Raw genomic sequence first — 25,050 nt, forward strand, 5'->3', positions numbered from 1 at the left:
ACTTTCACCGCACACGGCTACTCAGTGTGTTGTCCATTTGTCATGTCGGACTTCCTAACAGCATGACCAAGAAAGTTTGGAATATCGTTTAGCCATTCCCAGTCGAATTTCTCCCAAAATTTAGAGAGCAATTCTTGGAATTTGGAGTGGTCTTTATTCCGAATTTCTTTAAGGTCAATTGCGGTCTTTTCGTCATGACAATGCCGATGTAATAATTGCAGGTTTTTCCATTCATCCTTACCGCCTAGTGCTTTGGGGATTTGATGGTCTATTTCAATTACATCCCATTCTTGGAAGCTTAATCCGCACCAGGGACATTTACCCTTTTGAAGTTTTAGCAACTTAGCCTTACGACTAGGCATTTGAGGGTGTTTCCCTAGTCTTGAACTCCAGTAAACTGTGTCGCCGTCGTAGGGGCTTTTATCACCTTTGACTTTTACATAACTAGTGCTACTGCAAGAGAATTGGTTATGTTTTAGTAACCGAAGGGGGTTCGCATCCCCAACTCTTGTTGCGAATACCCAGTTAACGCCTTCTATGGATGTCCAGTATTTGGTATGTCCTTTTGCTGTAGTTCCACATCGGCGTGTTGCCCATCGTTGAAGTTTCAGGTATGTGAGGTTGTCTTGTTTTGATAATTCTCCGATAGTTTGGGCATCGGAGTTTGAGTAGTAGGAAGTCCATCCCCTGATTACAGGGTTGAGGTCTTTGATTAGTGCCGCTTGGGGCGAAGACCTGTGTTTTCTGATGATTCTTCCGATTTCCTCTTGATGTGCCTTACTCGCCTTCGTGGATGGGGTGATGAGGGTGTTAAAACCAAGTATTTTTCCCTCAGCATTTTTATTGCTGCGGTACTTCCCTGCTGGGTATTGCTGGATATGGTGACCAAGAAAGTTGAATCCAGCTTTACCATCTTCACTCAGTTCATTGGTGAGTGTATGAGTTAGCCTGGTTTTTTCGGGTTTAAGTTCTAAGCCTATGTCTTTTAACCACTCCGAGATGATTTCTCGGCATCTTTGGACTATAGCCTTATCTTTGTGCAACACAACAAAATCATCTGCATAGCGTATAAAGCTAAGTGATTTGATTCTTTCTTGACGTGACACTCTTTTACCGTTTTTATCACGAATATCGAGTGTTGTGGCAAAGTTGTTGAGTGCATTTTCTAAGCCGTGGAGGGCTATATTTGCCAGTAGTGGTGAAATAACACCACCTTGCGGTGCTCCAAGAGATGTAGCCGTAAATGCCCCCTGGTCTATGACCCCAGATTTGAGCCAAGCTTTTATCTGTTGCCTAGCTTTTCCTCTGATGTTAAGTTTCTGAAGTAGGGCTATGTGGTTAATGCAATCAAAACATTTGGCTATGTCCGCATCTAGTACGAATTTTGCCTGATTCTGTATACAGAGTTTGATTTGTTTAATTGCATCGTGGCAAGACCTTCCTGGTCTAAAACCATAGGAATTTGGTTCAAAGACTGCCTCCCATTCAGGTTCTAGTGCAGATTTTACTACGGCTTGTAATGCACGGTCGTACATTGTGGGTATTCCTAATGGGCGTTTTTCTTGTGTTCCTGGTTTTGGAATCCATACTCTACGAGTGGGTTTGGATTTTCCAGTAAGTTTTAGTTCCCTTGCCAGTTTCATACGTGCTTCTGGGGACAGCGTTTTTTTGCCATCCACTCCTGCCGTCTTTTTACCTTGGTTTTCTTGGGTTACCCGACGAGCCGATAGTAATCTGTTGTACCAAGACCTCATCAGCGTCTTTTGGAGTTTGCGACATCGCTTAACATCGCCACGGCGGGAAGCAGCATAAATGCGTTTTTGCAACTTAAAGACATATCTTTCGGCTTTGAGCCAATTGATAGTTTTCCATCCCTCGGTATTCAGTGAAACTGAGTCCAATTTAGGCTTATTCATTGCTACTGTTACCTTTAGCCTTTCCCACACTGCGGTACACGTCAGCTTATCCCGGCGATTACAGCCATCCTTTTTCCGGCTTTACCTGTTAATTCAGGTTGGGCATTTGCTTTTTGTACCATCCTTCTCCCTTATGTCTTATGGCTGATACCTACCTGTATTTTCAGGAGAACATCAGGGGTTGTTTCGTTCCCATCATCCATGTTTGAATCCTTTAGGGCGTGCCTTTCCACCGGGTGAGAGTAGTGCGCCATCTCGGTCGGGCATACCGAGTGGACTCTTTTATGTCGGATATTCCCGACCCAGGCGGTTTGGAAGTTAGTTCCAAAGAAGCTTATTCCCCCTGGAGCCTGCTAACGATGGTTAAACGGCACTTTGCTTGTTCTACCCATAGGATTCTTGCTTGCAGTATACGCTTTCAGCAATTACCGCATTGACTGCTTTCACCCCTGCTTCGCATCTTTGATAATCGGTCTCGGATGTGGGGGCTACCAAAGTTGCCTCTGGTAGTCTGTGTGCTTTTAATCCCGCACTAGGACAGTAGGACTTGGTGTATTTTGGGGTAAGTTATAGTGTTAGTGTGAACTTCTACTTTTCTTTTCCTCTCTAGTTTTCTCAGCTTGTAGCTAGACTAGATTCCCTCACCTACATGGATATATGAGTTGTCATTTTATTGGGGATTAAAGTGCGAACTCAACCCAGGATGGGTTACCCAATAAAAGCCAGTCATCCCTAAGTATTGCTACTTATTTCGACTGAACGAATCGCACGCCCGCCGTAGGCATCGCCTTCTGAACTTCACCCTTCAACATCCGAACACGAAACGTCGAGCTTTTTACTCGAAACTTCCACTTCCAAACACGAAATGTCGAGCAATTTACTCCAAAAATCAAGCTCAGAACCCGAAACGCCGAGCAATTTACTCCAACATCCGAGTTCTGAGCTTTAACATTGCACTTCAAAGGTACAACTGTCGAGTTATTTTCTACAACGCTGCTGATTGGGGCTTGGCCTTCCGAGATTTACGCGCAAATCTTTGCCCCATTTCGTCTACTACTGTATCTAATCCTGCGGTTTGTCCACTAGCTTTGGCATAGTTATATACTTGCAACGCGGCTGCATAAGCTTCACTACCCACCGCCAAAGAAGTATCATCGACCAATTCTTGCAACTGAGTCAACGCCAGCAATAATGGATACAACGCTTCAAATAATTGCACATCCTTCCGCATCTCTTCTAACTCAAAAGAACGTGGTAAAAACTCTGGGTTCTGTGTCGCCACCTCCAATGCTTTACTAACAAAGGCGCGGCTTTTATCACCCATCTTGGGTAAAGCTTTGCGCTCCTCATTACTCAAATCAATTAAAAATGGTAGCTTTTCTTTAATAGTAGTAATAGCTTGCAACAAAGCATCTCTATCTTGCTGAGCTAAACTTGCACTAATTGGACTTCTAGACATAGAAATTATTCTCCCGTATGCTTCCATAATCTAGAGTTCCCAAATATACAAGCGAATACACAACATCGCTGGTTTGTATCAATGCAAAAATATGTAAGGATGTAGCAACTATACACCCCTACAGTCTTGCGGATGCTGAGTTAACCGGCGTACCTTTGCGTTTACCTCAGCGCCCCTCTGCGTTTAAAAACATTACTCACATAATCACCGAGACAACTGCACAAAAACCTTATCACCCTTCATCTGAACCGGATATGACTGTAAAGATACATCAGCGGTCAAACATTGCCCAGTATCTAATTGATATTGAAACCCGTGTGCAGGACAGGTGATGATACCATCTTCCACCTTCCCGTCGTCCAGTGGTGATGCAAGATGAGAGCAAGTGTTGCGGTAACAAGTAATGCGATCGCCTTGACGATATAAAATTAGTGAATGTCCAGCAACTTTCGTAGCAAATATTCCCGCATCTGGAATTTGTTCTACAGTTGCTACCCTTACCCAAGCAGTTTTGATTGCGGAAGCAAAGGGACTAGTTAAACCAGTATTGGTATTATCAACCGTAGGGCGATCGCTAACTGCAACCACTTTTGTAATTTCTGGACAATAATTCTTAATTGCCTGTTCAACTCCCTGAGATAACGTCAAATTAGAAGCTGGACAACTACTGCAAGTTCCGATTAACCTAACTTCCACAGTATCTGGTGGTTTAAAAGCAACTAATTCTATATCGCCATTGTGAATTTTTAACCCTGGGCGTACTTCTTCTAGGGCGGCTTGAATACGTTGTAATATTGGTGGTAGTGGTGGTTTAACTAAGTCGTGATACAGCAAAACCGCATACACAACTTCATCATCCGCAGCCTGACGCAAAGCTGAAATTGATTCTTGTTTGAGGCGTTTAATCAACCGTGTCAATGCTTCTTTATGCAAAGCTTCAATCGCTCGTTTCAGACCGACAGCTACACACCTTTGACTTTCATCCCACTCAGAGATAATTGCCTCAAAGCGGTTAATTTCTTCAATGAATTCTTCGAGGTTGGTCATCAAAAAAGTATGAAGTGTGAAGTATGTAGACGCGCTATGCGCGGCTTCCCGAAGGGTAGTATGAAATTATTGTGCTGTTAACTACTGAATTATTTCATTTTGAAATCTTTAAGTAGAAAAGGCATCAGCATACCCGAAAATAAACTAGACACAGTTATTGGAATACACAAGGGAATATCTACTTGGGCAAGTGTCATTAGTAATAGCAAACCAACGCCAATTCCAATTGATGTTTGTTGCACAAAATGAATAGGATCGCGAAATAGCTTGCCTTTAAAAAATAACTTGACAGAATACCAACCTAATTCCAACATTGTCTCTCCTAATAGTTTTTCAACAATGCTAATAAAGCAAAACCTAATAACAGCGCGGGAATTGCACCAGCCGGGGCAAATAATGCGCCTAACATAGCTGAAAAAGAATAACCAATATCTTTACCAGCTAATATCATTCCTCCAATTGCCCCACCAATCATCGAGATAATTGTTGCTATAACTAACCACGCTAATCCTGTAACTATGGTGATGTCACTAGCCACCATACTTGTCAAAAACTCACTCATTTTCTCTTGTCCTTTTTTAGCTATTAGATGTATTTTCAACCTACTCCCCCAATCCTAATTTCTGCTTCCACATCTTTTAGTGCCTGAGATACTAATTCAGCTTGTTCCATCTGTTGATGTTCTGTAAAGATTGACCAAGCTTCTTGATAGTAAACACGTGCTTGTAAAAGATTTTGGGGATTACCTAGTTCTGGTTTTTCGGGATGATCAGGTAAGTTGAATAAAGCGTTAGCTTTGTTAGAAATTGTGTTAGCATATTCTAAAGGTGTATCTCTAAAGTTACGCACTTTTAAAGCTTCATCATAGGCAGCGATCGCCCGTAAATTATTTTCTACAGGATGAGAACTAACTAAATACTGCAAAGCATTACCTAAATTATTTTGCAGCATGGCATATTCTCTAGGATGGTCAATCAAATTAATATGCTTCAAAGCAGTTTCAAATGATTGAACTGCTAACCCCTGACGTAAATATTCCCGTTCTGAAGCCATTGGCATCGAAAGGTAAGCGATCGCAATATTGTTGTATAAAATCGCGTAATCTTGCGGGTAATCTTCCCAGGTAAACACCCGCAAAGCTTCATGATAAGCCTGGATACTATCACTAATTCGAGCTAAATTATACGGCGCTAGTGACTGTAACACCAACCCAAAATTCATTTGCGCCTCTGCCACCTCTTCAGGCGTGCCTAACTCTTGTAAAATTGGCAATGCTTCTTCATAACCAGCCTTGGCTTGCAGCAACAATTCCGTATCCGTATGAGGAATGATCTGTAAAGTCCCAGCCATCCCCACCTGGGCTTTAGCCTTTAGCAGCGGATACTCCTCACCAGACATTTCATAAGCCCGATAATACAGTCCAACAGCATTCCGCAAATCCTGGGCAGTTTTCGGCTTCTTTTGAAAACCTTGTGCCATTTCAATCAGCATCTGGATTTTTTCTGCCGTCGTTGCTGACTCCGAAGCGATCGCTGCCACAGCTGCTTTCACAGCCGAATCTGTTATGCTAGGTGTCATAATTACCCTACTCTAGCTATTAAGAAAATTACTCTTTCAATGCCCTCGAAATACACAAAAATTTCCTCACAATCAAGGGCTAAGTAAGTATGAAGTATGAATTATGAAGTATGAAATAAAGAAACCCGTATATTTAGCTTGATAGCAATTGACACGGTTACTTTATTTATGCTGTGGTGTGCTATATAAAAAATAAAAGCATAAATTTTATACTTCAGGCTTCAAACTTCAGACTTCAAATTTCATACTTCATCCTTTCCTTCCCGATTTCCTTACTATAAAACACTCTATTTCCAAAATTCTAGAGGGTAATTAACAATATTATTATCAAAATACAACACTCACTTCATCAAAAATATATTTTGTATAGTCATCGAACAAAACATATATTTATCAGATAAAAATACCTACTTCAAATCCAAACTCCTAAACTCTCTGCGCCTCTGGTTACTGAGCGCAGTCGAAGTATGCGACTCTGCGTAATATTTTCCTAAATTAGATTACTTATGACCTTTTACTAACCTCATAATATCTCCCAATAATTAATTTTTCTTTAATAAGAATTAATTAAATAAAAAAATACATTATGGTGAATAATAAACATCAAAGACAGGTGAGACTCTACAACGCTTATCACCTGAATAAAAAATAAACACAGATAGCCAATGACTAACGTACTCTGGCTGCAAGGTGGTGCCTGTTCAGGCAACACCATGTCGTTTCTAAATGCCGAAGAACCGACAGTCTGCGACCTCATAGCTGACTTTGGCATTAAAGTGCTTTGGCATCCTTCATTAGGGTTGGAACTAGGCAACAACTTACAAACTCTACTGTGGGACTGCATTTTAGGCAAAACTCCTTTGGATATTTTGGTATTTGAAGGCAGTGTAGTTAACGCCCCCAACGGTACAGGTGAATGGAATCGGTTCGCCGATCGCCCGATGAAAGATTGGCTAACAGACCTTGCTAAAGCTGCAAGCTTTGTTGTTGCTGTGGGAGATTGTGCGACTTGGGGCGGAATCCCCGCAATGTCTCCTAACCCCAGCGAATCTCAAGGCTTACAATTTCTCAAACGGCAAGAAGGCGGCTTTTTAGGTAAAGATTTCCGCGCCAAATCTGGTTTACCTGTGATCAACATCCCTGGATGTCCCGCACACCCTGATTGGATAACGCAGATATTAGTGGCGATCGCTACCGGACGCATCGCTGATATTGCTTTGGATGAACTTAATCGTCCGCAAACCTTCTTCAACACCTTTACCCAAACAGGTTGTACTCGCAACGTCCATTTTGCTTACAAAGCCACAACCGCCGAATTTGGTCAACGTAAAGGCTGTTTATTCTACGACTTAGGCTGTCGCGGCCCCATGACACACTCATCCTGCAACCGCATCCTCTGGAACCGCGTCTCCTCCAAAACCCGCGCCGGAATGCCGTGTTTAGGTTGTACAGAACCAGAATTTCCCTTCTTTGACCTCAAACCCGGAACCGTATTTAAAACCCAAACCGTCATGGGGGTTCCCAAAGAACTACCACCAGGGGTGAACAAAAAAGACTACGCCCTCCTCACAATGGTCGCCAAAGATGCAGCACCAGCATGGGCAGAAGAAGACTTTTTTACTGTTTAGTCAAAAGTCCACAGTCAATAGTCCAAAGCTTTTGACAATTGACTTTTGACCATTGACCATTGACTATGGACAAAAAAATGGGAAAACAAACATTAGATATATCGCCCGTCGGTAGAGTCGAGGGCGATTTAGATGTTCGCGTAGAAATTGCTGATGGTTATGTAGTCAACGCCTGGACTCACGCTGAACTCTTTCGTGGCTTTGAAATCATCTTACGTGGCAAAGACCCCCAAGCCGGATTAATTGTTACACCGCGCATTTGTGGTATTTGCGGTGGTTCTCACCTCACATCTGCATCCTGGGCATTGGATACAGCCTGGGGTACAGAAGTGCCACGCAACGCCATCTTAGCCAGAAACCTCGGTCAAATCGTCGAAACTATCCAAAGTATTCCGCGCTACTTTTATGGATTGTTCGCCATTGACCTAACAAATAAAAACTACCGTAGTAGTCGCTTCTATGATGAAGCAGTCCGCCGCTTTTCTGCCTTCACCGGGAAATCTTACGAACTCGGTGTAACCATTTCCGCCAAACCTGTGGAGATTTACGCCCTCTTGGGTGGACAGTGGCCTCACTCTAGTTATATGGTTCCTGGTGGTGTAATGTGCGCCCCCACCCTCACCGACATTACCCGCGCCTGGGCAATTCTTGAATACTTCCGCACCAACTGGTTAGAGCCAGTTTGGTTAGGCTGTTCTTTAGAACGCTACGAAGAAATCCAGACTTACGATGACTTCATGAACTGGTTAGAAGAAGACATCAAACATCGTGAGTCTGATTTAGGTTTTTATTGGCGTATGGGTCTAGATATAGGTCTAGATAAATATGGCGCAGGTGTTGGTAAATACGTCACTTGGGGATATTTAGCCCATGAGGATAAATACCAAAAGCCAACCATTGAAGACCGTAATGCAGCCATGATTATGAAGAGTGGCGTGTATGATAGCTTCACAGACACTCACACTTTAATGGATCAATCCTTCGCTCGTGAGAATTTAACCCATTCTTGGTACGATGAAGGGACAGCAGATATTCATCCGAGCGATCGCACTACAAAACCCATCGCTAACAATACAAAAGACTTCGACAACGCCTATTCTTGGGCAAGTGCAGTCTTACACAAAGACTTCGGACGCTTAGAAGCAGGCCCCTTAGCACGTCAGTTAGTAGCAGGCGGTAATCACGGTGAATCTTGGCAACACCAGGATGGTTTTATCTTGGATGTGTTTAAAAAGATGGGCGGTGCAAATATTCACGTCCGTCAGTTAGCCAGACTGCATGAACTAGTGAAACTGTATCGCCAAGCCGAACGCTGTTTACGTGAATTCAAGTTAAACGACCCTTGGTATATTAAACCCAAAGAAAAAGATGGCAAAGGTTGGGGTGCAACGGAAGCAGCGCGGGGTGCTTTGTGTCACTGGGTAGATATAGAAGGCGGTAAGATTAAGAACTACCAAGTAATTGCACCTGGTACTTGGAACATCGGCCCCCGTGATGGTGAAGGTAAACGCGGCCCGATTGAAGAAGCGTTAGTAGGGACACCTATTGCTGATCCTAAAGACCCAGTGGAAGTTGGTCACGTTGCCCGTACTTTTGATTCTTGTTTGGTGTGTACAGTTCACGCCCACGATGCGAAGACTGGTGAGGAGTTGGCGCGTTTTCGGACGGCATAGGTTTAAACGCAGAGTGGCGCGGAGGTATACGCAAAGGTGCGCGGAGGGTTTTATATGAGTATGGCTAATGGCTAGTTATTTAGTCATTAGCTTATCAAGTATTCAGGTTTGAGAGTTGCCACGAAAACGTTCAACAAATTCAGGATAATTATCCAAATCCTGCAATGATTCTAATGGTGGCATTTCAATCCAGTTTGCTTCCGCGTGTAATTTATCTATATAAGCATAAAAAGCTTCTTGGTCATCCCGATGAGCAAGAACATAATCATGTAATTCTTTCTGACTCATAGCTTGAAAGTTAGGCTTACTCATCCGATGTATCTCCACCGTCCGTTAGGGTATATTTCTATAATATTTTCCTCGCCCGCCAGCAAGAATATATTTCCTGTTCGTTCATCCATCCGAACAATTCACTACTCTAACATCTGCAATATTGTAGGCATTGCAATTCTAAGAATTTCAACTAATCCGGTATTTACATGGTGATTACATAAGTTTCTTAATAATAAAATCTGCTGTTCACTATATGGAGATTTTCTCTCATATCCTTTTAACAATCTTGTATGAAGGTCAACAACAACCTTTATATGCTCTAGCGCCCAAAACTCTTCTGGACAATAATCAATCCATTCTATTTCTCTTTTCCACAAACTAATTAATACATCGTTAGATGGAGATGATCGTAGTTTTGGTACTGAGTATAGTTCTTCAGCTATATCACTTAAAGAGTATGTATACGTGTTGCGAGAATCAGAATGAAAATCAGCACCACTCATAAATGCTAAAACTTGTGGATGATCACACTTAAAATCCCAATTTTTGAAAACCTCGTAAAACCAATTAGCTCTAATTTCGTGTTCTCCACCTCTACCTTTATCTTTTAGAAAGATATTTAAATTATTATTTTTTTCACTTAGCCAAACTTCTTTACGCGTTTTTATAACTTTTTTATCTTTTCCAATTTCTATATTTAATGTGTAATGCCCTTTAAACTGAGCAGATAGAAAAGCGCCGTAAGAAAAGAAGATAGAGTAATAATACATCTGTAATATCTGAGCAGGTAAGTACGCTTGTCTTCCAAGCAATATACCTGAGAAAAACCATTGCCAAGCATTAAGCATTTGTAGAAAACTGGCTGTAAAATACCATTTTTGATAATGTGCAATTATTTCGATATTTTCTCTATTTTCTTCTTCTAAAAGATTCCATTGTTCAATCGCTTTTCCTAAGCCTAAATTATCGAGATTATAATATCCTTTATGCTCATTGAAACTTTGTAACAATATTTTGAAACTTAAGGTTGTGCTACGATGCTCATTCATATATAAATCCTTATTTTTTATAATTTACTATAAACGCATCAATATTCATAGCTATTAAGTTACACTTTAGAAGTGGTGGCAATTTTACTAGACATACTGTGTATGCCTGAAATTATCGAGATACCAGTTGAACTAACTCATTTCAAACTTCCCGAAGCTGTGCAAGAACGTCTTCAAGTTCTACTTGATCGCCAAGATACAGGTGAAATGCTTACCCATGCAGAACAAAGGGAAGCGGAAGGGTTAGTCGAGTTGACAGAGTTTTTATCTCTGCTACATTTACGCTTACCAGGTGTAATGCAGCATTCTAACTAGCAGCGATCACACAAAATCACCACAGGCAATCGCATTACAGATACAGTCTCAGTAATTTATTTTTGTGCTACTGCCCTAGAAGTTTATCGTATTCTGAATGTGAGCCAATCCAAAACCAGACTATTTTGTTATCTTCTTGAACAGCTAATGCTCGATAGTGTAAGCCGATTCGTGCAGACCAAAAACTCCCTACTTTCTTGAAATGCAGTGATGGATACCAGGGATCTTGCTTGAGCAAAGCATAACACTGATCAGCGAGTTCCTGAATATTGCGTGGTAACTGTCGGTAGTGATACCAAAAGTCTGGAGTTGCTTTGTATATCACAGATCCGTACAGTTTCCTTTCCGCAGATGTTCTAATGCTTTCTGAGCAAGGTTATTTAACTTTCCTGCTTGTACATCTTTTTCAAACTTTTGATCCCAAATAGCTGCATCAAATTCTGCAAACCAATTACGAAAAGCAGACAGTTCTTCTGGTGAAAGTTGACTCACAGCACGTTCAATAACCAACTCATTAAAAGACCGAAAACTCCCTGCATCAAAATCATCTAATCCTTGTTGAATACCTTTTACAGCCTCTTCTGATTCCTGTGCTTCCCACTCTAGGAAACTTGCTAGTAACTCAGATGCAACAATACTAATATCTTGACCTTGGCGAGCAGCTTTATCACGTAATAACGCTTCTAATTCTGGGCTAAGGGTTACAACAATTGACATTAAGCTCATCCTTTAGCATTCAGCTTCTAAGCAATATTTTAGCGCGATCGCAACATCAGACCCAGTTTAGCTTTCCAAGCCTGAAGTTTAGCTTGAATCTCTTCCTGTCCTGGCTTTGGAGGAATTTTAGCTCTTTGTGCAAGGCGATCACGATTTTTATCTTTGCCTAATGTTGCGGTGAGTTGTCCTTGAGGTAAATTTAGAGCGAATATTTTTTTTGGGGCAAGAGCATGAGACAATACAATATTAGTCTTTATTTTGACCAATCTATTTGGTTTTTATAGTTGAAAATACATAAGAACAAGGACTAATGGCTAAAAAGTTTCATAGCAATTCACAACTTTCCTCGGATAACTCAATTTTTCAGACTCGCATAGCAAAGCCAAGTTCTGAGTTCTACTCTGTTTTTTCCCAAGAAGAAGTTTTAGAAATCATTCACGCATTAGAAACTAGATGGGAAATTCCTCTGAAATATTCTTATAAAGGTCAAGGCGCAAAAATTTGGCATGATTTTTATCAAAAATTTGTTAGTCCCAAATGGTATCGCAAATCAAATGTTGAAATTGAACTTTTAAGAGATAATTTTGAATATATTCATAGTAATACACAAAATTTTAGCCAAGTTAATGTTATCGATTTGGGCGCAGGAAATTCATATCCAGCTAAAGAATTTATTACTAGACTTCATCAATTAAATAAAATTAATAAATATATTGCCTTAGATATTAGTGAAGGCTTATTAGCTGTATCCAGAAAAAATTTTACAAGTTGGTTTCCGACAATCGAGTATATCAATCAACAAATTGATATAGAAAGTAGCAGCATACCTGAAGTTTTATCAGAAAAACAAGTGAATCTTAAAACCGGAAATACAGCAACAATCATTTTGCACTTAGGTGTGACAATGGGCAATCATTACAATAGAAATAAGGTACTCAATAACCTTAAATCTAGTATGGATAAGAATGATTTTTTAGTATTTACTAACGAAATTGGTTCTAACTCTCAATGGGATGGAATAGCAAGAGGTGGCTGCAAGTATCACGCAGAAGAAATATATCGCTCAATCAAAAATAAATTTGGACTTAAATCTCAAGATTGTCAACTTATCAGAAAGTATGATTTAGCAACAGATAGTATAGTTGCTAATATCAAATTTCGACATAATTACACTATAAATTTCAGTTTTAAGGGAATAAATAAGCAGATTGAAATCCCCGAAAGTAAAGAAATTACTATTTGGAGACATCATAAGTATGAAATGCCTGAACTTATTCAAGAGTTAGAAAGTGCTGGACTACAACTTGTTCACTACACTACTAACAAGTATTCATCACATATTATGGCAATTTGTAAAGTTGCTAATAACTAGAACAGCGAAATCAAGCAATCATCTGAGCTTTTATAGGAATTTCAATGACAAACTTTGTGCCTTGACCAAGTGTGGAGTTACACCAAAGATTACCTCCATGCTTCTGGGTTACAATTTGATAGCTCATAAACAAACCTAAGCCAGTGCCTTTGCCAACAGGTTTGGTGGTGAAGAAAGGATCAAATAGTTTAGAGCTAATTTCTTCTGGAATACCTATTCCATTGTCAGAAATTATAATCATCACTTGGTTTGTATCGATTTGACGAGTCTGAATCCAAATGGTATTGAGGTTAGCTGAAATGTCTTGAAATGAACGCCCTTGATTAGATTCTTCTAATGCATCAACAGCATTGCTCAAAATATTCATAAACACTTGATTAAGGGAGCCAGCATCACATTCAACTAGTGGTAACTGACTATACTCTTTAATAACCTGGATTTCTGGGCGATCGCCTGTTGCTTGCAATCGATGTTGCAAAATTACCAAGGTACTATCAATTCCTTGATGAATGTCTACCGCTTTCCATTCTGCTTCATCCAAGCGCGAGAAGTTCCGCAGCGATAACACAATATTACAAATGCGCTCAGTACCAATTTTCATGGATTGAAGAATCTTGGTTAGATCTTCACGTAAAAAATCCAGTTCAAGTTTATTCAATTCTGCTTGCAGGGCTTGAGGTGGATTTGGATAGTGCTGTTGGTAAACTTGCAATGCTCTCAGCAGATCTTGGATATACTCAGAAAGATAAATTAAGTTACCATCAATAAAATTAACCGGGTTATTGATTTCATGTGCAACCCCTGCCACCATCTGTCCCAATGCAGACATTTTTTCACTTTGAAGCATCTGTAATTGAGTTTGTTTCAGCGTTTGTAGGGTTTGCTTCAGAGTTGTATTTTTTTCGTTCAATTCTTCAGTTCTCTGCTGAACGCGAACTTCCAGAGTTTCATTTGTTTTGGCTAATTCGGCAAAAGCTAAACGCAGTTTGGTTTCTGCTTGTGTTCGTTCTGCGATCGTCGCTGTCAGCACCAGAATGGTGAGTGTAATCACGCCGATAAACGATTGTAGTTGGAGCAAAGATTGGTTGAGATCCTTGCTCACAAAACCACCTTTACCATTGACGGTTGCGATTACAGCGATCGCAGCCACAATAAAAGTTAACAGCGTTGCACCCGGTTGACCTAATCGAAAAGCAGACCAAATCAACATCGGAATTAACATATACTCCAGATGATATCCCTCACCAAAAGCAACTTTGCCGATAAGAATGACTAACCCTATCAGGATAACTGGCTCTACTACAATTAAGCAGAATCTTAAATAGTGTAAGTTTGCTTGAGGGAGATTTTCAGAATCCTTTAACATTAAACTGCGGAATAACCATTGCCAGATTGGATATCGGTTTTTTTGAATGAATTGTCCAAAACTCAGCAGAATTGGAGTGACAATCAAAATTCCCGAAACATTAGAAATCCACCAGGTTAACCAAACTGTTCCATAGGCCATCCAGGGAACTTTACCACTCAACGCCAAGCAAGCCACTCCAACAGTTGCATTGATCAGCGGCCCAACCATACCAGTTAAAATCAAAAATTTGAATACGTCGGCGACACGTTCTAAGGGATAGCGAAGGTTGGTAGTTTTCCGCAGCCAGAAGGCACTTAACATAGTCCCCAAAGTTGTACCGATCGCAATTCCCAGCACTGGCAGCGTTGAAATCACTAAGGATAACAAACTTGTTGCATCTCGGAACGCCCAGAAGTTGGCGAAAAATGAACCCAGTAATACACCATACCCGATCCAGTTACCAAACAACAGAACAGCCCCAGCAGCAATTCCATCCGGCGGCCAAACTGGAGTCACATCCTGAGGCGTGGAGGCAAGATGACGTGATATTTCAGCCATTCCATAGTAGGCGATCGCCAAAACAACAGTGCCTCCGATTTGCCTTAGCTCATGAGAGAATATAGGGGATTTTGGTTGAATCATCCGTTTAGTGGCTGCTTGATCTCAACGTTGCTTTCTAAACATAGAATGCCCTTTTCTCTTAAAGTCGGAACATAAAGCAGCCATGAAAATAGTTGACAAAAAGCATTAAAACAAGCAATTCGTCAAGCTGGTTTGTTTATTGCATTTCTTACTCTAGTGAGGTACTAGACAGGAATAATTAACCGCAGATGGACGCAGATAAATTTTGTACATCAGCAGACTAGGAAAGGCTATATTCAACGCCCTGTCCAAGCTAGACATAACTGGCGGAAGTCGTCACCACGCACTTCAAAGTTGGGATACTGGTCGAAACTTGCACAAGCGGGAGATAGCAGGACTACAGGTGCTTGGTGCTGTTTGGCTAGTTTTGCTGACCGAGGAACTGCCTTTTCCATTGTTTCGACGATTTCGTAATTGGTGTAACCGACTTCTTGTAAGCGCTGGGCAAAGGCTGGTGCGGCTGCACCAATTAATAACACCGCAGCGGCTTTGGCTTGAATTTTGGCTAACCAACCTGCATCATCACCAGGTTTGGCTTCTCCCCCCGCAATCAAAATTGTGGGACTCTTCACCGATGCTAACCCGACTTCGGCTGCATCGTAGTTGGTGGCTTTGCTATCGTTAATAAAGTCAATACCTTCCCAAGTGCAGATATGTTCTAAGCGGTGGGGAACGCCAGGAAATTCTCTAATTGCTTTGGTAATTGCATCGGGTGGAATTTCTGCTAACCGCGCTGCGGCTACGGACATTAACAGGTTTTGGAGATTGTGTTCTCCTACCATTCGCAGTGCAGAGGCTTCGACAATTCTGGCTGGTGTTGAGGTTGCGTCCAGTTTTTCGACTACCCAGCCATCTTCGATATAAAAACCTTTTTCGCCAATTAAAAAATCTTTGCCTTTAACACTTGTCCAATAGGCATCCGGCCAATGGCTAAGACCTACCTTATTTAAGTAAGCATCGTCACCGTTAAATACTTGCAATTGCGAGTGCTGCAACAGCTTGGCTTTGATGTTGTAGTAATTTTCTAAAGTCTTATGACGGGCGAGGTGGTCGGGTGTAAATGTTGTCCACACGCCGATGCGGGGTGCTAAAGATGAGGATGATTCTATTTGATAGCTGCTAATTTCGCCTATCACCCAATCGGGAAGCTTTGGTGCAAGGGCGACTTCACAAGCTGCATAGCCAATGTTACCGCAGGCGGGAGCATCAAATCCCGCTGCTTGGAAAATGGCTGCGATTAAGGCTGTGGTGGTAGTTTTGCCATTTGTACCAGTGATTGCTACCCAAGGCTGCGACTTTAAATGTCGCCAAGCAAGTTCCATTTCGCCTATGGTTTCAATCCCCAGTTCTCGTGCTTTGACTAACACGGGGATATCCCAAGGTACGCCAGGACTAACAACAATTAACTGGGGTAAATCAGCACCTTCCAAATCTAGGGAATACCCTAGTTTGACAGTGATTTGTTCGGCAGCAAGTTCTTGTTGTTGTTGCAGGAAGGTTTCAGAGGTGTTTCGCTCTCCTAGCTCCACCTCCCAGCCTTCCCGTTTCAACAATCTCGCCGCAGCAACACCGGACTTACCTAATCCAATTACATGAGCTTTGGACATAGACTGTAGCAGAGACCCCTGGTTAAGCACTCCCTATACTAGCGCTAATTGGCAATATTTACACCACATTTTGTTGATCTACGCTACAAATTTTTGACGATCGCACCAAAGTCAGCTAACACTCGTGCATGATTTCGCAGTAATCCTAGCAAATTCAACCGATTGCGCTTAATTTCTGGATCAGAATCCATCACTAACACGCTCTCTGGCCCATCAAAGAAGTTGCTCACGGTAGGTGCAATTTTTTCTAACGCTGCAACTAACAATTGATAGTTCCGTGACTGCTGGGCGGTTTGGGTTTGGGGTACTAATTCCACAATGGCATCGTAAAATGCTTTTTCTGATGACTTTTGGAATAGTTCAGGACGAATTAAACCTGTTGGTTCTAGCTGTTTGGTATCTAAATCACCTTGGGCTGCGAGGCGGGTAGAACGATTGACGGTTTCGTAGATTTTATCTAGAGTACCATCGTTGCGGATTTGTTGCAGATATAAGGCGCGATCGCGGACATCTAATAAATCTTGCAAAGCCCTTTCTGTATATTCTGGGTCATTTTCTCCCAAAACGGCATTTACTAAATCGTAATCAATTTGTTTTTCTTCTTGCAGTAATGTCCGAATTCTTTGCAAGAAAAATTCTTGCAAGGTTGTGACTAATTGCCCTTGTTCTTTGTTATATTCTTGGGCAAAGTTAGCGGCTGTTTGCTGCAATAACTTATCTAAATTAATTCCTAAATTCGCAGCCCAAGTAATATTCACAATGGCATTCGCTGCCCGACGTAAAGCAAAGGGATCTGATGAACCAGAAGGAATCATCCCCAAGCCGAAAATACTGACTAAGGTATCTAATCTATCTGCCAAACCAACGACTTGACCTGTTAAAGTTTCCGGTAAAATGTCGTCGGCTCCCCGTGGTAGATAATGTTCAAAAATTGCTGTTGCCACTGCTGCATTTTCACCACTTGCCAAAGCATATTTTTGTCCCATAATGCCTTGCAATTCTGGAAATTCATACACCATTTGGCTAACTAAATCAGCTTTACACAATAAAGCAGCACGTTGAATATTTTGGCTGTCGGTTTCGGCTAGGTTTAGTTGTGTGGCTATTTGCTCGGCAATATTGACAATGCGATTAACCTTGGCACGCAATGAACCTAAATCTTCTTGGAAAGTGACCTTTTCTAACTGCGGTAAAAAGCTTTCTAAAGGTTTGGATATATCAGCATTGTAGAAAAATTGTCCATCTGCTAATCTGGCGCGGATGACTCGTTCATTACCCTTAGCAATGATATCTGATTTAGTCGGGTCGCCGTTAGAAACTGTGATGAAATGAGGCAGTAATTCTTGATGATTTTCTCCTTTAAAAACAGGGAAATATCGCTGGTGACTTACCATCACAGTTGTAATTACTTCTGTGGGTAAGTTCAAAAAGTCTGAGTCAAATTTCCCAACAACTGGCGAAGGCCATTCTACCAAGTTAGTTACTTCTACTAACAAGTCGGGATAAATTTCTGTGGAACCATTGACAGAATTAACTGCGGCGTGAACTTCTTTTTGAATTGTAGTTGAACGTTCATTGTCATCAACTACTACGTAGGCAGAACGTAGAGTATCGACGTAATCAGTTGCGTGATTAATAGTTATAGGTTCGGGATGTAAAACACGATGGCCGTGAGAGATGCGATCGCTCTTAATTTTCTCTGAACCATTTACCAATTCTATCGGCAAAACTGCATCATCCAACAAAGCAACCATCCAACGCACCGGGCGAGAAAATCTGACATCGCCGTCACCCCAGCGCATCAACCGCTTACCTTCTAAATTCAAAATCCATTGCGGAACTAGTTCTGTCAAAATATCAGCGACGGGACGACCAGGAGTTTTTTTGTTGACAAAGACAAAATCTCCTTTGTCAGTGGGGCGAATTTGTAGCGCGTCGAGTTCCACACCTTGCTTTTTCGCAAAGCCTGCGGCGGCTGGTGTTGGTTGACCATCTTTAAAAGCAGCTTGGGCGGGAGGGCCTTTAATTTCTTCTTCCCGGTCTGGTTGTTGGGCGGGTAGACCTTTGATGAGTACCGCCAAGCGTCGGGGAGTACCGTGAACTTCTACAGCGTCACTGCTGAGACTGTTGGCTGCAAGAGTTTGGGGAATGCGCGATCGCCATTGTACTATGGCATCACTCAGAAAATTTGCAGGTAGTTCTTCTGTACCAACTTCTAATAAAAAACTAGGCATAGGACAAGCATCACATCAGTCAATTCCACCAGTTTACCTTGCCATCATGTTGAAGTATGCCATGTTTTAGCTGGTTTACGCGCTAAAATTAAAAAGTCTAAGACTATGCACAGCAATGACTAGCAAGATTACATTAGATATTGATGAAGCCTTGCTGCAAAAAGCAGAACGTTGGGCGCAACAGCAACAACTATCGCTTTCTGATGTTATTACTAATTTTCTGCGTCAGTTACCAGACACTAATTTGACACCGCAAGAAGAACATCCTTTAGCGAAGTTTGCAGGAATTTTAAGTGATTCTGAAGCTAGAGAATTACAACAGGTAATTGCTAAAGAGTTTGAGCAGATAGACACAAATGAATGGTAGTGTAGCCTTAGATACTTCTGTTTCTGTGCGGTTTTTAAATGGTGATGAAGCAGTTGTAGCTAAAGTATTAGCATTGACAACAGTGATTTTACCAACTGTTGTTGTGGGTGAATTATTATTTGGAGCAGAAAATTCCAGTCGTCCTTTGCAAAATCTGCCGCGTTATTTAGAGTTTATTGAAACCTGCCAGGTAGTAGAATTAGGTCGAGAAACCGCTGTAATATATGCTAGAACTCGATTGGCATTGAAGCAGAAAGGGCGACCGATTCCAATGAATGATGTTTGGATTGCGGCCCAGTGTTTAGAACATAGTTGGCGGTTGGTAACAGATGATTCAGACTTTGGCTATGTAGACGGGCTGATGTTAGAAAACTGGTAGTATCTGTGTCAAAAAACAGTTGATGGTCAGATAAGCAGCATCATTTTTGCCTAGTTTCGACTGTTCAAATATTCTTGAACACAATTACCAATTACGCTCAACCACCATCACCTCAGTATATTCAAACTCATTCGGACTTTGCTTGACTAAAGGATATCTTTCTTCACCTAAATCAATATAATCTTGTTCGCAATCTGGCTTAGATGAATAATAGGTAAGGACATATTCTCTCCCTATTCTATTCGCCATTTCTTGTTCTACTTCACCGCGCCATTGAGTTTTAGTGACTAAAATAATTAACTGATTTGCTAACTCAGGAAGTGTTTGAGCAATACGGCGGCGATAAGTTTCATCCAAGCTCCCAAAGGGAGAATCCATCACAATTGGGAAAGTACTACTATTAGGTACAGTTAAAACTTTGCGCTTTTCACTCCATTCGCGGACTTTATCAATAATACTGGCAATAAAAGACAAACTGAGGATTTGGTTTTCACCTGTGGAAGCTGCAACGAGTGATTCTATTCCCGATGTATTTTCTACTAAAGTAAGTTCATATTTATCGCTAATTTTTGGGAGATAAGGTGCAAAAGATATAGAGGTAAATATCTCCTGCAACCGCTTTTCTAATTGCCAACGAAACTGTTTTTCTTGACGGTTTTTGACTTCAGTTAAGCGTTCAATAGCATCTTGGGTGGCGCTAATCCGCCTTTGTGCTAATAATTGCTTTTCTTCATTGAGTTTCTGTTTGGCTATTTGTTTTACTAAAGCATCAATTTCTGTTTTAAGATGCGAAATACGCTGTTGATTTGCACCTTGTTCTCTATTTAATTCATCAATTTTACTTTCAATTTCATCTAGGCGTTTTTGCAAACTACTAATTTCTTCGTTAGCATCTTTACGCAACCGTTCTTGAATCGTATCTAATTCAATTTCAATTTGGGAAATATTTTGACGTAACTGATTAATTCTGGCTTGTTCTCTATCGACTTCTTCCCAAAATGCTATGGCTTGTTTGTCAATTTCGTCTACTTGGGCGCTCATCCGAATTGCTGTTTCTTCAACAACTGAAGAACCGGCTCTTTCTAACCAGAGGCTCACATTTGTATGGTTATGACTACCTTCACTTAATTCAGCACCACAAATACAGCGTTGACTATTGAGTAATTCGCTAATAAATTCTCGTGAAATCCCTGATGTTAATTCACCTCTTGCTTTCAAATCATGGAGAATTGAGCGAAATTGGGCTGTAGTATCTGACAGCAGAATTGTATAACCGCGTGCAGAAATAATTTTTTTCAGTGCGTCTCTAGTTTGGCGCAGACTTTCTTGATTAGATGTTTTTTGATTTTCTAATTCTTGCCGTCTGTCTTGCAGTTCTTTGGCAGCACTAAGTTCAAGCAAACGATTGCCTGTCTCTTTTTTAAAGCTTTGTTGATATTCTAATTCTTGCTTAATTTCGTCTTGTCTTGTATTAATTTGGGCAATTTCTTGTTCTAACTTTTCTTGTTCTTTTAAAAGTTGTCTAATTTCTGAATCACCAATTGCTTTTAATTCATTTTCTAGACTTTTTTTAGCTTCACCGAGATGCTTGATGGAACGGTTAATTACTTCTACACCCAAGAAAATCTTGATAGCTTCGGCAATTTCAGCTTTTTTATCGGAACGGACTATTTCTTCAATACGTTCACCATCGAAGAAGAAGTATTGATGTAAACTTGCTGGTAAAATTTGCCCAATGATTTCTTCTGGTTTTTGGAGGGGGAAATACCATCTACCATCATCCCCAGCAACTTGCATTAATAATTCTGTTTTGAGCGAGTCGAAGTCAGTTTTATCTTTATAAATCCGACATTGGCGCTTGGCGTTGTAGCGTTTACCTTCATGCTCCCAGTTTACTTCTACCCAACATTCTACTGATTGTCCAGTTTTAGCTTCAGCGATCGCCCGTTTATTCACCAACTGTTCTGTCGAGGCAAAAGCAGCACTAAACTTCTCATATAATACCCAGGTAAAGGCATTCAGCAAACTGGTTTTTCCGGCTCCATTATTACCATGAATAATCGTGGTGTTGAGAATATCTCCTCCAGCCAAAACTATCTCTGGTGTTCTACCATAAAAAGAGCGAAAATTACACAGTTTAATTGAGGTGAGTTTCATTGTACGGCTTCCTTGACAATTGCCAAAATATCATCGTTGATGGGGCTGTTACTTTTCTTATCTAGTCTGCTTTTTTCTAGATTCCATACCCGCTCAATTATTTGCCGTACTTCTGGCGGAGCGCTAGTAATTGGCTCTTGCACATCATCGATATTTTGCTCTGGCAACATCTCGGTTTGGCAATAAGTTTTTCTCTATTTTAGCCGTCTCTCTGGCTGATTTTACATCCGTAAAGCCACTATTAGTCTTAGCTTTAATATCTGCAAATTTTAGTAGAAAAATTTAAACACTTTTTGAAAAAATTGGCTTTATTTACTGATATGATTTAATAATTTCAGCTATTTTTTATAATAGAGTTTTTTGAAATACCTCAAGTAAAATTTTCTCAAAATTACTGTCGAAAATTAATTAGCAGATTCATCAGTGGTTGCAATTAGTTGGGATAAATGATTCAATAAATCCGGCGCTGTGTAGGGCTTTGGCAAAAAGACCTGCGCACCAGTAGCAATGGCTTGTTGATCATTATTAGGTATTCCACTGGTGGCAATAATCTTCACTCTTGGGTTAAGGGTTCGCAGGGTGCGGATAGCAGTTAATCCATCCATATTGGGCATGAGTATATCTATTAATACAATACTGATTTCTTGTTGATACTCAGCATAAAGTGCGATCGCCTCTATACCATCATTAGCCACTAGGGTTTTGTAGTGATAATGTTCTAACATTTCCTTGATGGTTTGTTGCACTACTTTTTCGTCATCTACGAGCAAAATCAATTCGCCGTGACCACTGGGCAGATCTGCTTCGATTTCTGCCACGGTGGCTGTTCCTTCAGCTATGGGCAAAAACACTTGAAATTGAGTACCTCTGCCGACTTGACTCGATACTTGCACAAAGCCATTGTGGTTTTTAACAATACCTAAAACCGTTGATAGTCCTAGTCCTGTACCTTTACCAACTTCTTTAGTTGTAAAAAATGGATCAAAAATTCGTTCCAAGTATTCTGGCGGAATTCCCGTTCCCGTATCAGAGACAGTAACAACAACGTAGCTGCCGACGTGCGCATCAAGGTGCATCCGAGCATAAGTTTGATCTATAAAGCGATTTTCGGCAGAGATGCTCATGATACCGCCATTGGGCATGGCATCACGGGCATTTACTACCAGATTCATGAACACCTGATCTAGTTGTGTGGGGTCTCCTTGCACCATCGACAAAGTATTTATGGGAATATCAGTGCGGATTTCAATATATTTGGGAAATGTTTGTTGGATGACTTTGACTAACTCTTTGAGCAGATGTCCAGTTTGCAAGAGGATGCGTTTACCTTCTGTGCCACGGGCAAAGGCTAAAATCTGTTTAACCAAGTTAGCTCCGCGTTTAGAGCTAGTTTCTAGTGTTTGGAAAAGTTCTTGAGTTCGCGCATCAACATTTCGGCATTTTTTCGGCAACAATTGGGAAATCATCACAATAGGAGCAAAAACGTTGTTCAAGTCGTGAGCAATGCCACTGGCCAAAGTTCCTACACTCTCCAACCGTTGAGCGCGGTAAAATTGTTGCTCTAGCTGTTTTTTTTCTGTGATGTCGGTGTTGACGACTAAGATGGATTGGGGTTTTCCTGACTCATCTCGTACTAGTGTCCAGCGACTAGCTACGATAATTGCTTGACCAGTTTTGGTAATTTGCTTTAATTCCCCATACCAGTAACCAGATTCGAGGGTAGCATTGAGAGCCTCTGGGAGTTGAGGTACAGACTCTCTGTAAAATAGCTCACGAGATTTTTGACCACAGCTTTCCTCTGCTGTCCAACCATACAAGCGTTCAGCACCTTGGTTCCAGAACAGGATGTGGTTTTCCAAATCTTGGACAAAAATCGCATCGGTGGTAATATCAATCAACGCTGCTTGTTCACGGATTTTCTGTTCTGCTTGTTTGCGATCGCTAATATCAGTGATCATTCCTAAACCACCAATACATTTACCATTAGCGTCATAAATAGGACTTGCCGAGACAATTGTCCACAAATCAGAACCATCTCGACGGCGGAATTTAAAGTCGTGTTGTTCTGGAATGCCTTGTTTGCGGTGTTCCCAAAGTTGAGATGCTGTTTCTTGCTGCTCTTTGTCTATGAATTCAAACAGTGATTTTCCGAACATTTCGTCAACTGTATATCCCAACATGGTTGCCATTTGCTGGTTGACAAAACTCGTCTTCCCCTCGCTATCTAGTAGCCAGACTCCTTCTGTGGCAGTTTCCACAATTTGGCGATACTGAGTTTCGCTTTCCTGTAATGATTTCTCTGCTTGCTTGCGATTGGTGGTGTCTATATTCACCCCAATCATTCGCAGTGGCTGACCAGTATCATCGTAGAAGACCTTACCCTTACAATCTGACCAGCGAACTGTACCATCAGGGCAAATTACCCGGAATTCGATGTCGTAAGGTGCTTGCTCATGAACAGCTTGGATAACTGACTGCTTTAAGAATTCACGATCTTCAGGATGGATAATCTCTAAAAAATTTTCATAGCTAACATCAAATGTATCGGGAGTCAGACCAAATAAAGAGAACAGATGCTCCGACCATATAACTTTATTTGTTTTGAGGTTCCAATCCCAAATGCCAATGCTACCAGCCCGAAGTGCTAGTTGTAACCGTTCCTCCCTTTCTTGGAGAATTTGCTGCGTTTGTTTGCGTTCGCTAATATCTCGCAAAATTGAAAGATGACGATGGGGTATAAAATTAGCAACCGCAGCAAATTCTGTTTCTCGAATTGTGCCATCGGGACGATGTATAGAAAATTCTCCACACATCTGGCCTTGTTGGTTGAAATGTTGCCAAGCTTGGGCAAAATCAAAGCCTGGTTCGGCAAAATCCGCAATCTGAGAACGCAAAAGTTCTTCTTTGGATACGCCAAACAATTGACAAGCTGCCGAATTGACATCTACATAGCGCCCTGCGTCATCTACAATGGCGATCGCATCAAGAGTATGCTCAAATAAAGCTTGCCACTGACTTTCACGCTGTCGGAGTGCCGCTTCTACTTGTTTACGTTGTTCAATTTCTTGTTGCAAACGCCGATTTGCTAGAACTAGTTCAGCCGTGCGTTCCGCCACGCGCAATTCTAACTCTTGCTGGACTTGATGCAGCGATTCCTCAGCCTGTTGACGCTGCATAATCTCCTGCTGTAACCTTTGGTTGGCTTGCCGAAGTTCGACATACAGTGACTCCATTGTTCAGCTTTTCAGTAATTTCTCAAAAAGTTATCTTAAAAGCCCTAGTAGTAAGA

General features: G+C 41.2%; 24 protein-coding genes. 6 read left to right on the plus strand and 18 right to left on the minus strand.

Annotated elements, in window-relative coordinates; all coding sequences use genetic code 11:
* Window positions 1-17 precede the first annotated feature (17 nt).
* The 6 genes from ltrA to ACMX3D_RS05885 form a co-directional block, all read right to left on the minus strand.
* Entirely contained in the window at window positions 18-1,916 is a 1,899-nt protein-coding gene (ltrA, locus tag ACMX3D_RS05860) for a group II intron reverse transcriptase/maturase (RefSeq protein WP_482749175.1), read from the minus strand.
* A 985-nt stretch (window positions 1,917-2,901) separates the two neighbouring features.
* The gene (locus ACMX3D_RS05865) at window positions 2,902-3,375 is read right to left on the minus strand and encodes a hypothetical protein (RefSeq protein WP_482750511.1); all 474 of its coding nucleotides are present in this window, start codon (window positions 3,373-3,375) and stop codon (window positions 2,902-2,904) included.
* A gap of 204 nt (window positions 3,376-3,579) precedes the next feature.
* A complete protein-coding gene (locus tag ACMX3D_RS05870; protein WP_482750512.1) occupies window positions 3,580-4,422 on the minus strand; it encodes a NifU family protein in 843 nt (280 codons plus the stop codon).
* A gap of 89 nt (window positions 4,423-4,511) precedes the next feature.
* Window positions 4,512-4,736, minus strand: coding sequence for a hypothetical protein (locus ACMX3D_RS05875; protein ID WP_482750513.1), 225 nt, complete (start codon window positions 4,734-4,736; stop codon window positions 4,512-4,514).
* An 8-nt stretch (window positions 4,737-4,744) separates the two neighbouring features.
* Window positions 4,745-4,984, minus strand: coding sequence for an asr0689 family protein (locus ACMX3D_RS05880; protein ID WP_482750514.1), 240 nt, complete (start codon window positions 4,982-4,984; stop codon window positions 4,745-4,747).
* A gap of 35 nt (window positions 4,985-5,019) precedes the next feature.
* The gene (locus ACMX3D_RS05885) at window positions 5,020-6,000 is read right to left on the minus strand and encodes a hypothetical protein (RefSeq protein ID WP_482750515.1); all 981 of its coding nucleotides are present in this window, start codon (window positions 5,998-6,000) and stop codon (window positions 5,020-5,022) included.
* Window positions 6,001-6,665: 665 nt separating this feature from the next.
* Between ACMX3D_RS05885 and ACMX3D_RS05890 the strand changes: the two genes are divergently transcribed.
* Together ACMX3D_RS05890 and ACMX3D_RS05895 are read left to right on the plus strand one after the other, a co-directional pair.
* Window positions 6,666-7,628 carry an NADH-quinone oxidoreductase subunit B family protein gene (locus ACMX3D_RS05890; protein ID WP_482750516.1) on the plus strand — a complete coding sequence of 321 codons (963 nt, stop codon included), beginning with the start codon at window positions 6,666-6,668 and terminating at the stop codon, window positions 7,626-7,628.
* A gap of 77 nt (window positions 7,629-7,705) precedes the next feature.
* Complete coding sequence (locus ACMX3D_RS05895) at window positions 7,706-9,301, plus strand: nickel-dependent hydrogenase large subunit (protein WP_482752283.1); 1,596 nt, start codon at window positions 7,706-7,708, stop codon at window positions 9,299-9,301.
* A gap of 102 nt (window positions 9,302-9,403) precedes the next feature.
* Here the strand turns inward: ACMX3D_RS05895 and ACMX3D_RS05900 are convergent, their stop codons facing one another.
* The 3 genes from ACMX3D_RS05900 to ACMX3D_RS05910 are packed head-to-tail and all read right to left on the minus strand — an operon-like array spanning window position 9,404 to window position 10,623.
* Window positions 9,404-9,613 carry a DUF6887 family protein gene (locus ACMX3D_RS05900; RefSeq protein ID WP_482750517.1) on the minus strand — a complete coding sequence of 70 codons (210 nt, stop codon included), beginning with the start codon at window positions 9,611-9,613 and terminating at the stop codon, window positions 9,404-9,406.
* Window positions 9,610-9,702 (minus strand): DUF6888 family protein, encoded by a 93-nt coding sequence (locus ACMX3D_RS05905; protein WP_482750518.1) that lies wholly within the window; start codon window positions 9,700-9,702, stop codon window positions 9,610-9,612. Before ACMX3D_RS05905 ends, ACMX3D_RS05900 begins: the two co-directional genes overlap by 4 nt.
* A gap of 12 nt (window positions 9,703-9,714) precedes the next feature.
* Window positions 9,715-10,623 carry a hypothetical protein gene (locus ACMX3D_RS05910; RefSeq protein ID WP_482750519.1) on the minus strand — a complete coding sequence of 303 codons (909 nt, stop codon included), beginning with the start codon at window positions 10,621-10,623 and terminating at the stop codon, window positions 9,715-9,717.
* Between the two features lie 102 nt (window positions 10,624-10,725).
* Here ACMX3D_RS05910 and ACMX3D_RS05915 point away from each other — a divergent pair, with 102 nt between their 5' ends.
* A complete protein-coding gene (locus tag ACMX3D_RS05915; RefSeq protein WP_482750520.1) occupies window positions 10,726-10,938 on the plus strand; it encodes a hypothetical protein in 213 nt (70 codons plus the stop codon).
* 67 nt (window positions 10,939-11,005) lie between these two features.
* Here the strand turns inward: ACMX3D_RS05915 and ACMX3D_RS05920 are convergent, their stop codons facing one another.
* Genes ACMX3D_RS05920 through ACMX3D_RS05930 form a run of 3 tightly spaced genes read right to left on the minus strand, consistent with a single transcriptional unit; the run spans window position 11,006 to window position 11,921 of the window.
* Complete coding sequence (locus ACMX3D_RS05920) at window positions 11,006-11,263, minus strand: ParE family toxin-like protein (RefSeq protein WP_482750521.1); 258 nt, start codon at window positions 11,261-11,263, stop codon at window positions 11,006-11,008.
* Window positions 11,260-11,655 (minus strand): hypothetical protein, encoded by a 396-nt coding sequence (locus ACMX3D_RS05925; protein ID WP_482750522.1) that lies wholly within the window; start codon window positions 11,653-11,655, stop codon window positions 11,260-11,262. Before ACMX3D_RS05925 ends, ACMX3D_RS05920 begins: the two co-directional genes overlap by 4 nt.
* Window positions 11,656-11,693: 38 nt before the next feature.
* Window positions 11,694-11,921: a hypothetical protein gene (locus ACMX3D_RS05930; RefSeq protein WP_482750523.1), complete on the minus strand. Its 228-nt coding sequence runs from the start codon at window positions 11,919-11,921 to the stop codon at window positions 11,694-11,696.
* Between the two features lie 44 nt (window positions 11,922-11,965).
* On the opposite strand from ACMX3D_RS05930, the gene ACMX3D_RS05935 reads away from it, so the two are divergent.
* Window positions 11,966-13,027 carry an L-histidine N(alpha)-methyltransferase gene (locus ACMX3D_RS05935; protein ID WP_482750524.1) on the plus strand — a complete coding sequence of 354 codons (1,062 nt, stop codon included), beginning with the start codon at window positions 11,966-11,968 and terminating at the stop codon, window positions 13,025-13,027.
* Window positions 13,028-13,037: 10 nt separating this feature from the next.
* On the opposite strand, the gene ACMX3D_RS05940 is transcribed toward ACMX3D_RS05935, so the two are convergent.
* The 3 genes from ACMX3D_RS05940 to glyS form a co-directional block, all read right to left on the minus strand.
* A complete protein-coding gene (locus tag ACMX3D_RS05940; RefSeq protein WP_482750525.1) occupies window positions 13,038-15,017 on the minus strand; it encodes an MASE1 domain-containing protein in 1,980 nt (659 codons plus the stop codon).
* A gap of 236 nt (window positions 15,018-15,253) precedes the next feature.
* A complete protein-coding gene (gene murD, locus ACMX3D_RS05945) occupies window positions 15,254-16,624 on the minus strand; it encodes a UDP-N-acetylmuramoyl-L-alanine--D-glutamate ligase (RefSeq protein ID WP_482750526.1) in 1,371 nt (456 codons plus the stop codon).
* 83 nt (window positions 16,625-16,707) lie between these two features.
* Window positions 16,708-18,858: a glycine--tRNA ligase subunit beta gene (gene glyS, locus ACMX3D_RS05950; RefSeq protein ID WP_482750527.1), complete on the minus strand. Its 2,151-nt coding sequence runs from the start codon at window positions 18,856-18,858 to the stop codon at window positions 16,708-16,710.
* Window positions 18,859-18,973: 115 nt separating this feature from the next.
* On the opposite strand from glyS, the gene ACMX3D_RS05955 reads away from it, so the two are divergent.
* Complete coding sequence (locus ACMX3D_RS05955; RefSeq protein WP_482750528.1) at window positions 18,974-19,225, plus strand: DUF6364 family protein; 252 nt, start codon at window positions 18,974-18,976, stop codon at window positions 19,223-19,225.
* Window positions 19,215-19,604 carry a PIN domain-containing protein gene (locus ACMX3D_RS05960; protein ID WP_482750529.1) on the plus strand — a complete coding sequence of 130 codons (390 nt, stop codon included), beginning with the start codon at window positions 19,215-19,217 and terminating at the stop codon, window positions 19,602-19,604. Before ACMX3D_RS05955 ends, ACMX3D_RS05960 begins: the two co-directional genes overlap by 11 nt.
* Window positions 19,605-19,688: 84 nt before the next feature.
* On the opposite strand, the gene ACMX3D_RS05965 is transcribed toward ACMX3D_RS05960, so the two are convergent.
* The 3 genes from ACMX3D_RS05965 to ACMX3D_RS05975 all read right to left on the minus strand — a co-directional run bounded on the left by ACMX3D_RS05965 (window position 19,689) and on the right by ACMX3D_RS05975 (window position 24,994).
* On the minus strand, window positions 19,689-21,761 hold the full coding sequence (locus ACMX3D_RS05965) for an AAA family ATPase (RefSeq protein WP_482750530.1): 2,073 nt from the start codon (window positions 21,759-21,761) through the stop codon (window positions 19,689-19,691).
* A complete protein-coding gene (locus ACMX3D_RS05970; protein ID WP_482750531.1) occupies window positions 21,758-21,931 on the minus strand; it encodes a hypothetical protein in 174 nt (57 codons plus the stop codon). Before ACMX3D_RS05970 ends, ACMX3D_RS05965 begins: the two co-directional genes overlap by 4 nt.
* Window positions 21,932-22,165: 234 nt before the next feature.
* Window positions 22,166-24,994 (minus strand): hybrid sensor histidine kinase/response regulator, encoded by a 2,829-nt coding sequence (locus ACMX3D_RS05975; protein WP_482750532.1) that lies wholly within the window; start codon window positions 24,992-24,994, stop codon window positions 22,166-22,168.
* Between the last annotated feature and the right edge of the window lie 56 nt (window positions 24,995-25,050).

It is taken from the genome of Anabaena sp. TISTR 8404 (assembly GCF_056847745.1).

Excerpts from the sequence above, each read along its gene's own strand:
- ACMX3D_RS05880 (WP_482750514.1), bottom strand. The coding sequence starts at position 4,984 with ATGAGTGAGTTTTTGACAAGTATGGTGGCTAGTGACATCACCATAGTT.
- ACMX3D_RS05975 (WP_482750532.1), bottom strand. The coding sequence starts at position 24,994 with ATGGAGTCACTGTATGTCGAACTTCGGCAAGCCAACCAAAGGTTACAG.
- murD (WP_482750526.1), bottom strand. The coding sequence starts at position 16,624 with ATGTCCAAAGCTCATGTAATTGGATTAGGTAAGTCCGGTGTTGCTGCG.
- ACMX3D_RS05925 (WP_482750522.1), bottom strand. The coding sequence starts at position 11,655 with ATGTCAATTGTTGTAACCCTTAGCCCAGAATTAGAAGCGTTATTACGT.
- ACMX3D_RS05940 (WP_482750525.1), bottom strand. The coding sequence starts at position 15,017 with ATGATTCAACCAAAATCCCCTATATTCTCTCATGAGCTAAGGCAAATC.
- glyS (WP_482750527.1), bottom strand. The coding sequence starts at position 18,858 with ATGCCTAGTTTTTTATTAGAAGTTGGTACAGAAGAACTACCTGCAAAT.
- ACMX3D_RS05910 (WP_482750519.1), bottom strand. The coding sequence starts at position 10,623 with ATGAATGAGCATCGTAGCACAACCTTAAGTTTCAAAATATTGTTACAA.
- ACMX3D_RS05875 (WP_482750513.1), bottom strand. The coding sequence starts at position 4,736 with ATGTTGGAATTAGGTTGGTATTCTGTCAAGTTATTTTTTAAAGGCAAG.
- ACMX3D_RS05960 (WP_482750529.1), top strand. The coding sequence starts at position 19,215 with ATGAATGGTAGTGTAGCCTTAGATACTTCTGTTTCTGTGCGGTTTTTA.
- ACMX3D_RS05935 (WP_482750524.1), top strand. The coding sequence starts at position 11,966 with ATGGCTAAAAAGTTTCATAGCAATTCACAACTTTCCTCGGATAACTCA.
- ACMX3D_RS05895 (WP_482752283.1), top strand. The coding sequence starts at position 7,706 with ATGGGAAAACAAACATTAGATATATCGCCCGTCGGTAGAGTCGAGGGC.
- ltrA (WP_482749175.1), bottom strand. The coding sequence starts at position 1,916 with ATGAATAAGCCTAAATTGGACTCAGTTTCACTGAATACCGAGGGATGG.
- ACMX3D_RS05915 (WP_482750520.1), top strand. The coding sequence starts at position 10,726 with ATGCCTGAAATTATCGAGATACCAGTTGAACTAACTCATTTCAAACTT.
- ACMX3D_RS05885 (WP_482750515.1), bottom strand. The coding sequence starts at position 6,000 with ATGACACCTAGCATAACAGATTCGGCTGTGAAAGCAGCTGTGGCAGCG.
- ACMX3D_RS05965 (WP_482750530.1), bottom strand. The coding sequence starts at position 21,761 with ATGAAACTCACCTCAATTAAACTGTGTAATTTTCGCTCTTTTTATGGT.
- ACMX3D_RS05870 (WP_482750512.1), bottom strand. The coding sequence starts at position 4,422 with ATGACCAACCTCGAAGAATTCATTGAAGAAATTAACCGCTTTGAGGCA.
- ACMX3D_RS05890 (WP_482750516.1), top strand. The coding sequence starts at position 6,666 with ATGACTAACGTACTCTGGCTGCAAGGTGGTGCCTGTTCAGGCAACACC.
- ACMX3D_RS05955 (WP_482750528.1), top strand. The coding sequence starts at position 18,974 with ATGACTAGCAAGATTACATTAGATATTGATGAAGCCTTGCTGCAAAAA.
- ACMX3D_RS05865 (WP_482750511.1), bottom strand. The coding sequence starts at position 3,375 with ATGTCTAGAAGTCCAATTAGTGCAAGTTTAGCTCAGCAAGATAGAGAT.
- ACMX3D_RS05970 (WP_482750531.1), bottom strand. The coding sequence starts at position 21,931 with ATGTTGCCAGAGCAAAATATCGATGATGTGCAAGAGCCAATTACTAGC.
- ACMX3D_RS05905 (WP_482750518.1), bottom strand. The coding sequence starts at position 9,702 with ATGGATGAACGAACAGGAAATATATTCTTGCTGGCGGGCGAGGAAAAT.
- ACMX3D_RS05900 (WP_482750517.1), bottom strand. The coding sequence starts at position 9,613 with ATGAGTAAGCCTAACTTTCAAGCTATGAGTCAGAAAGAATTACATGAT.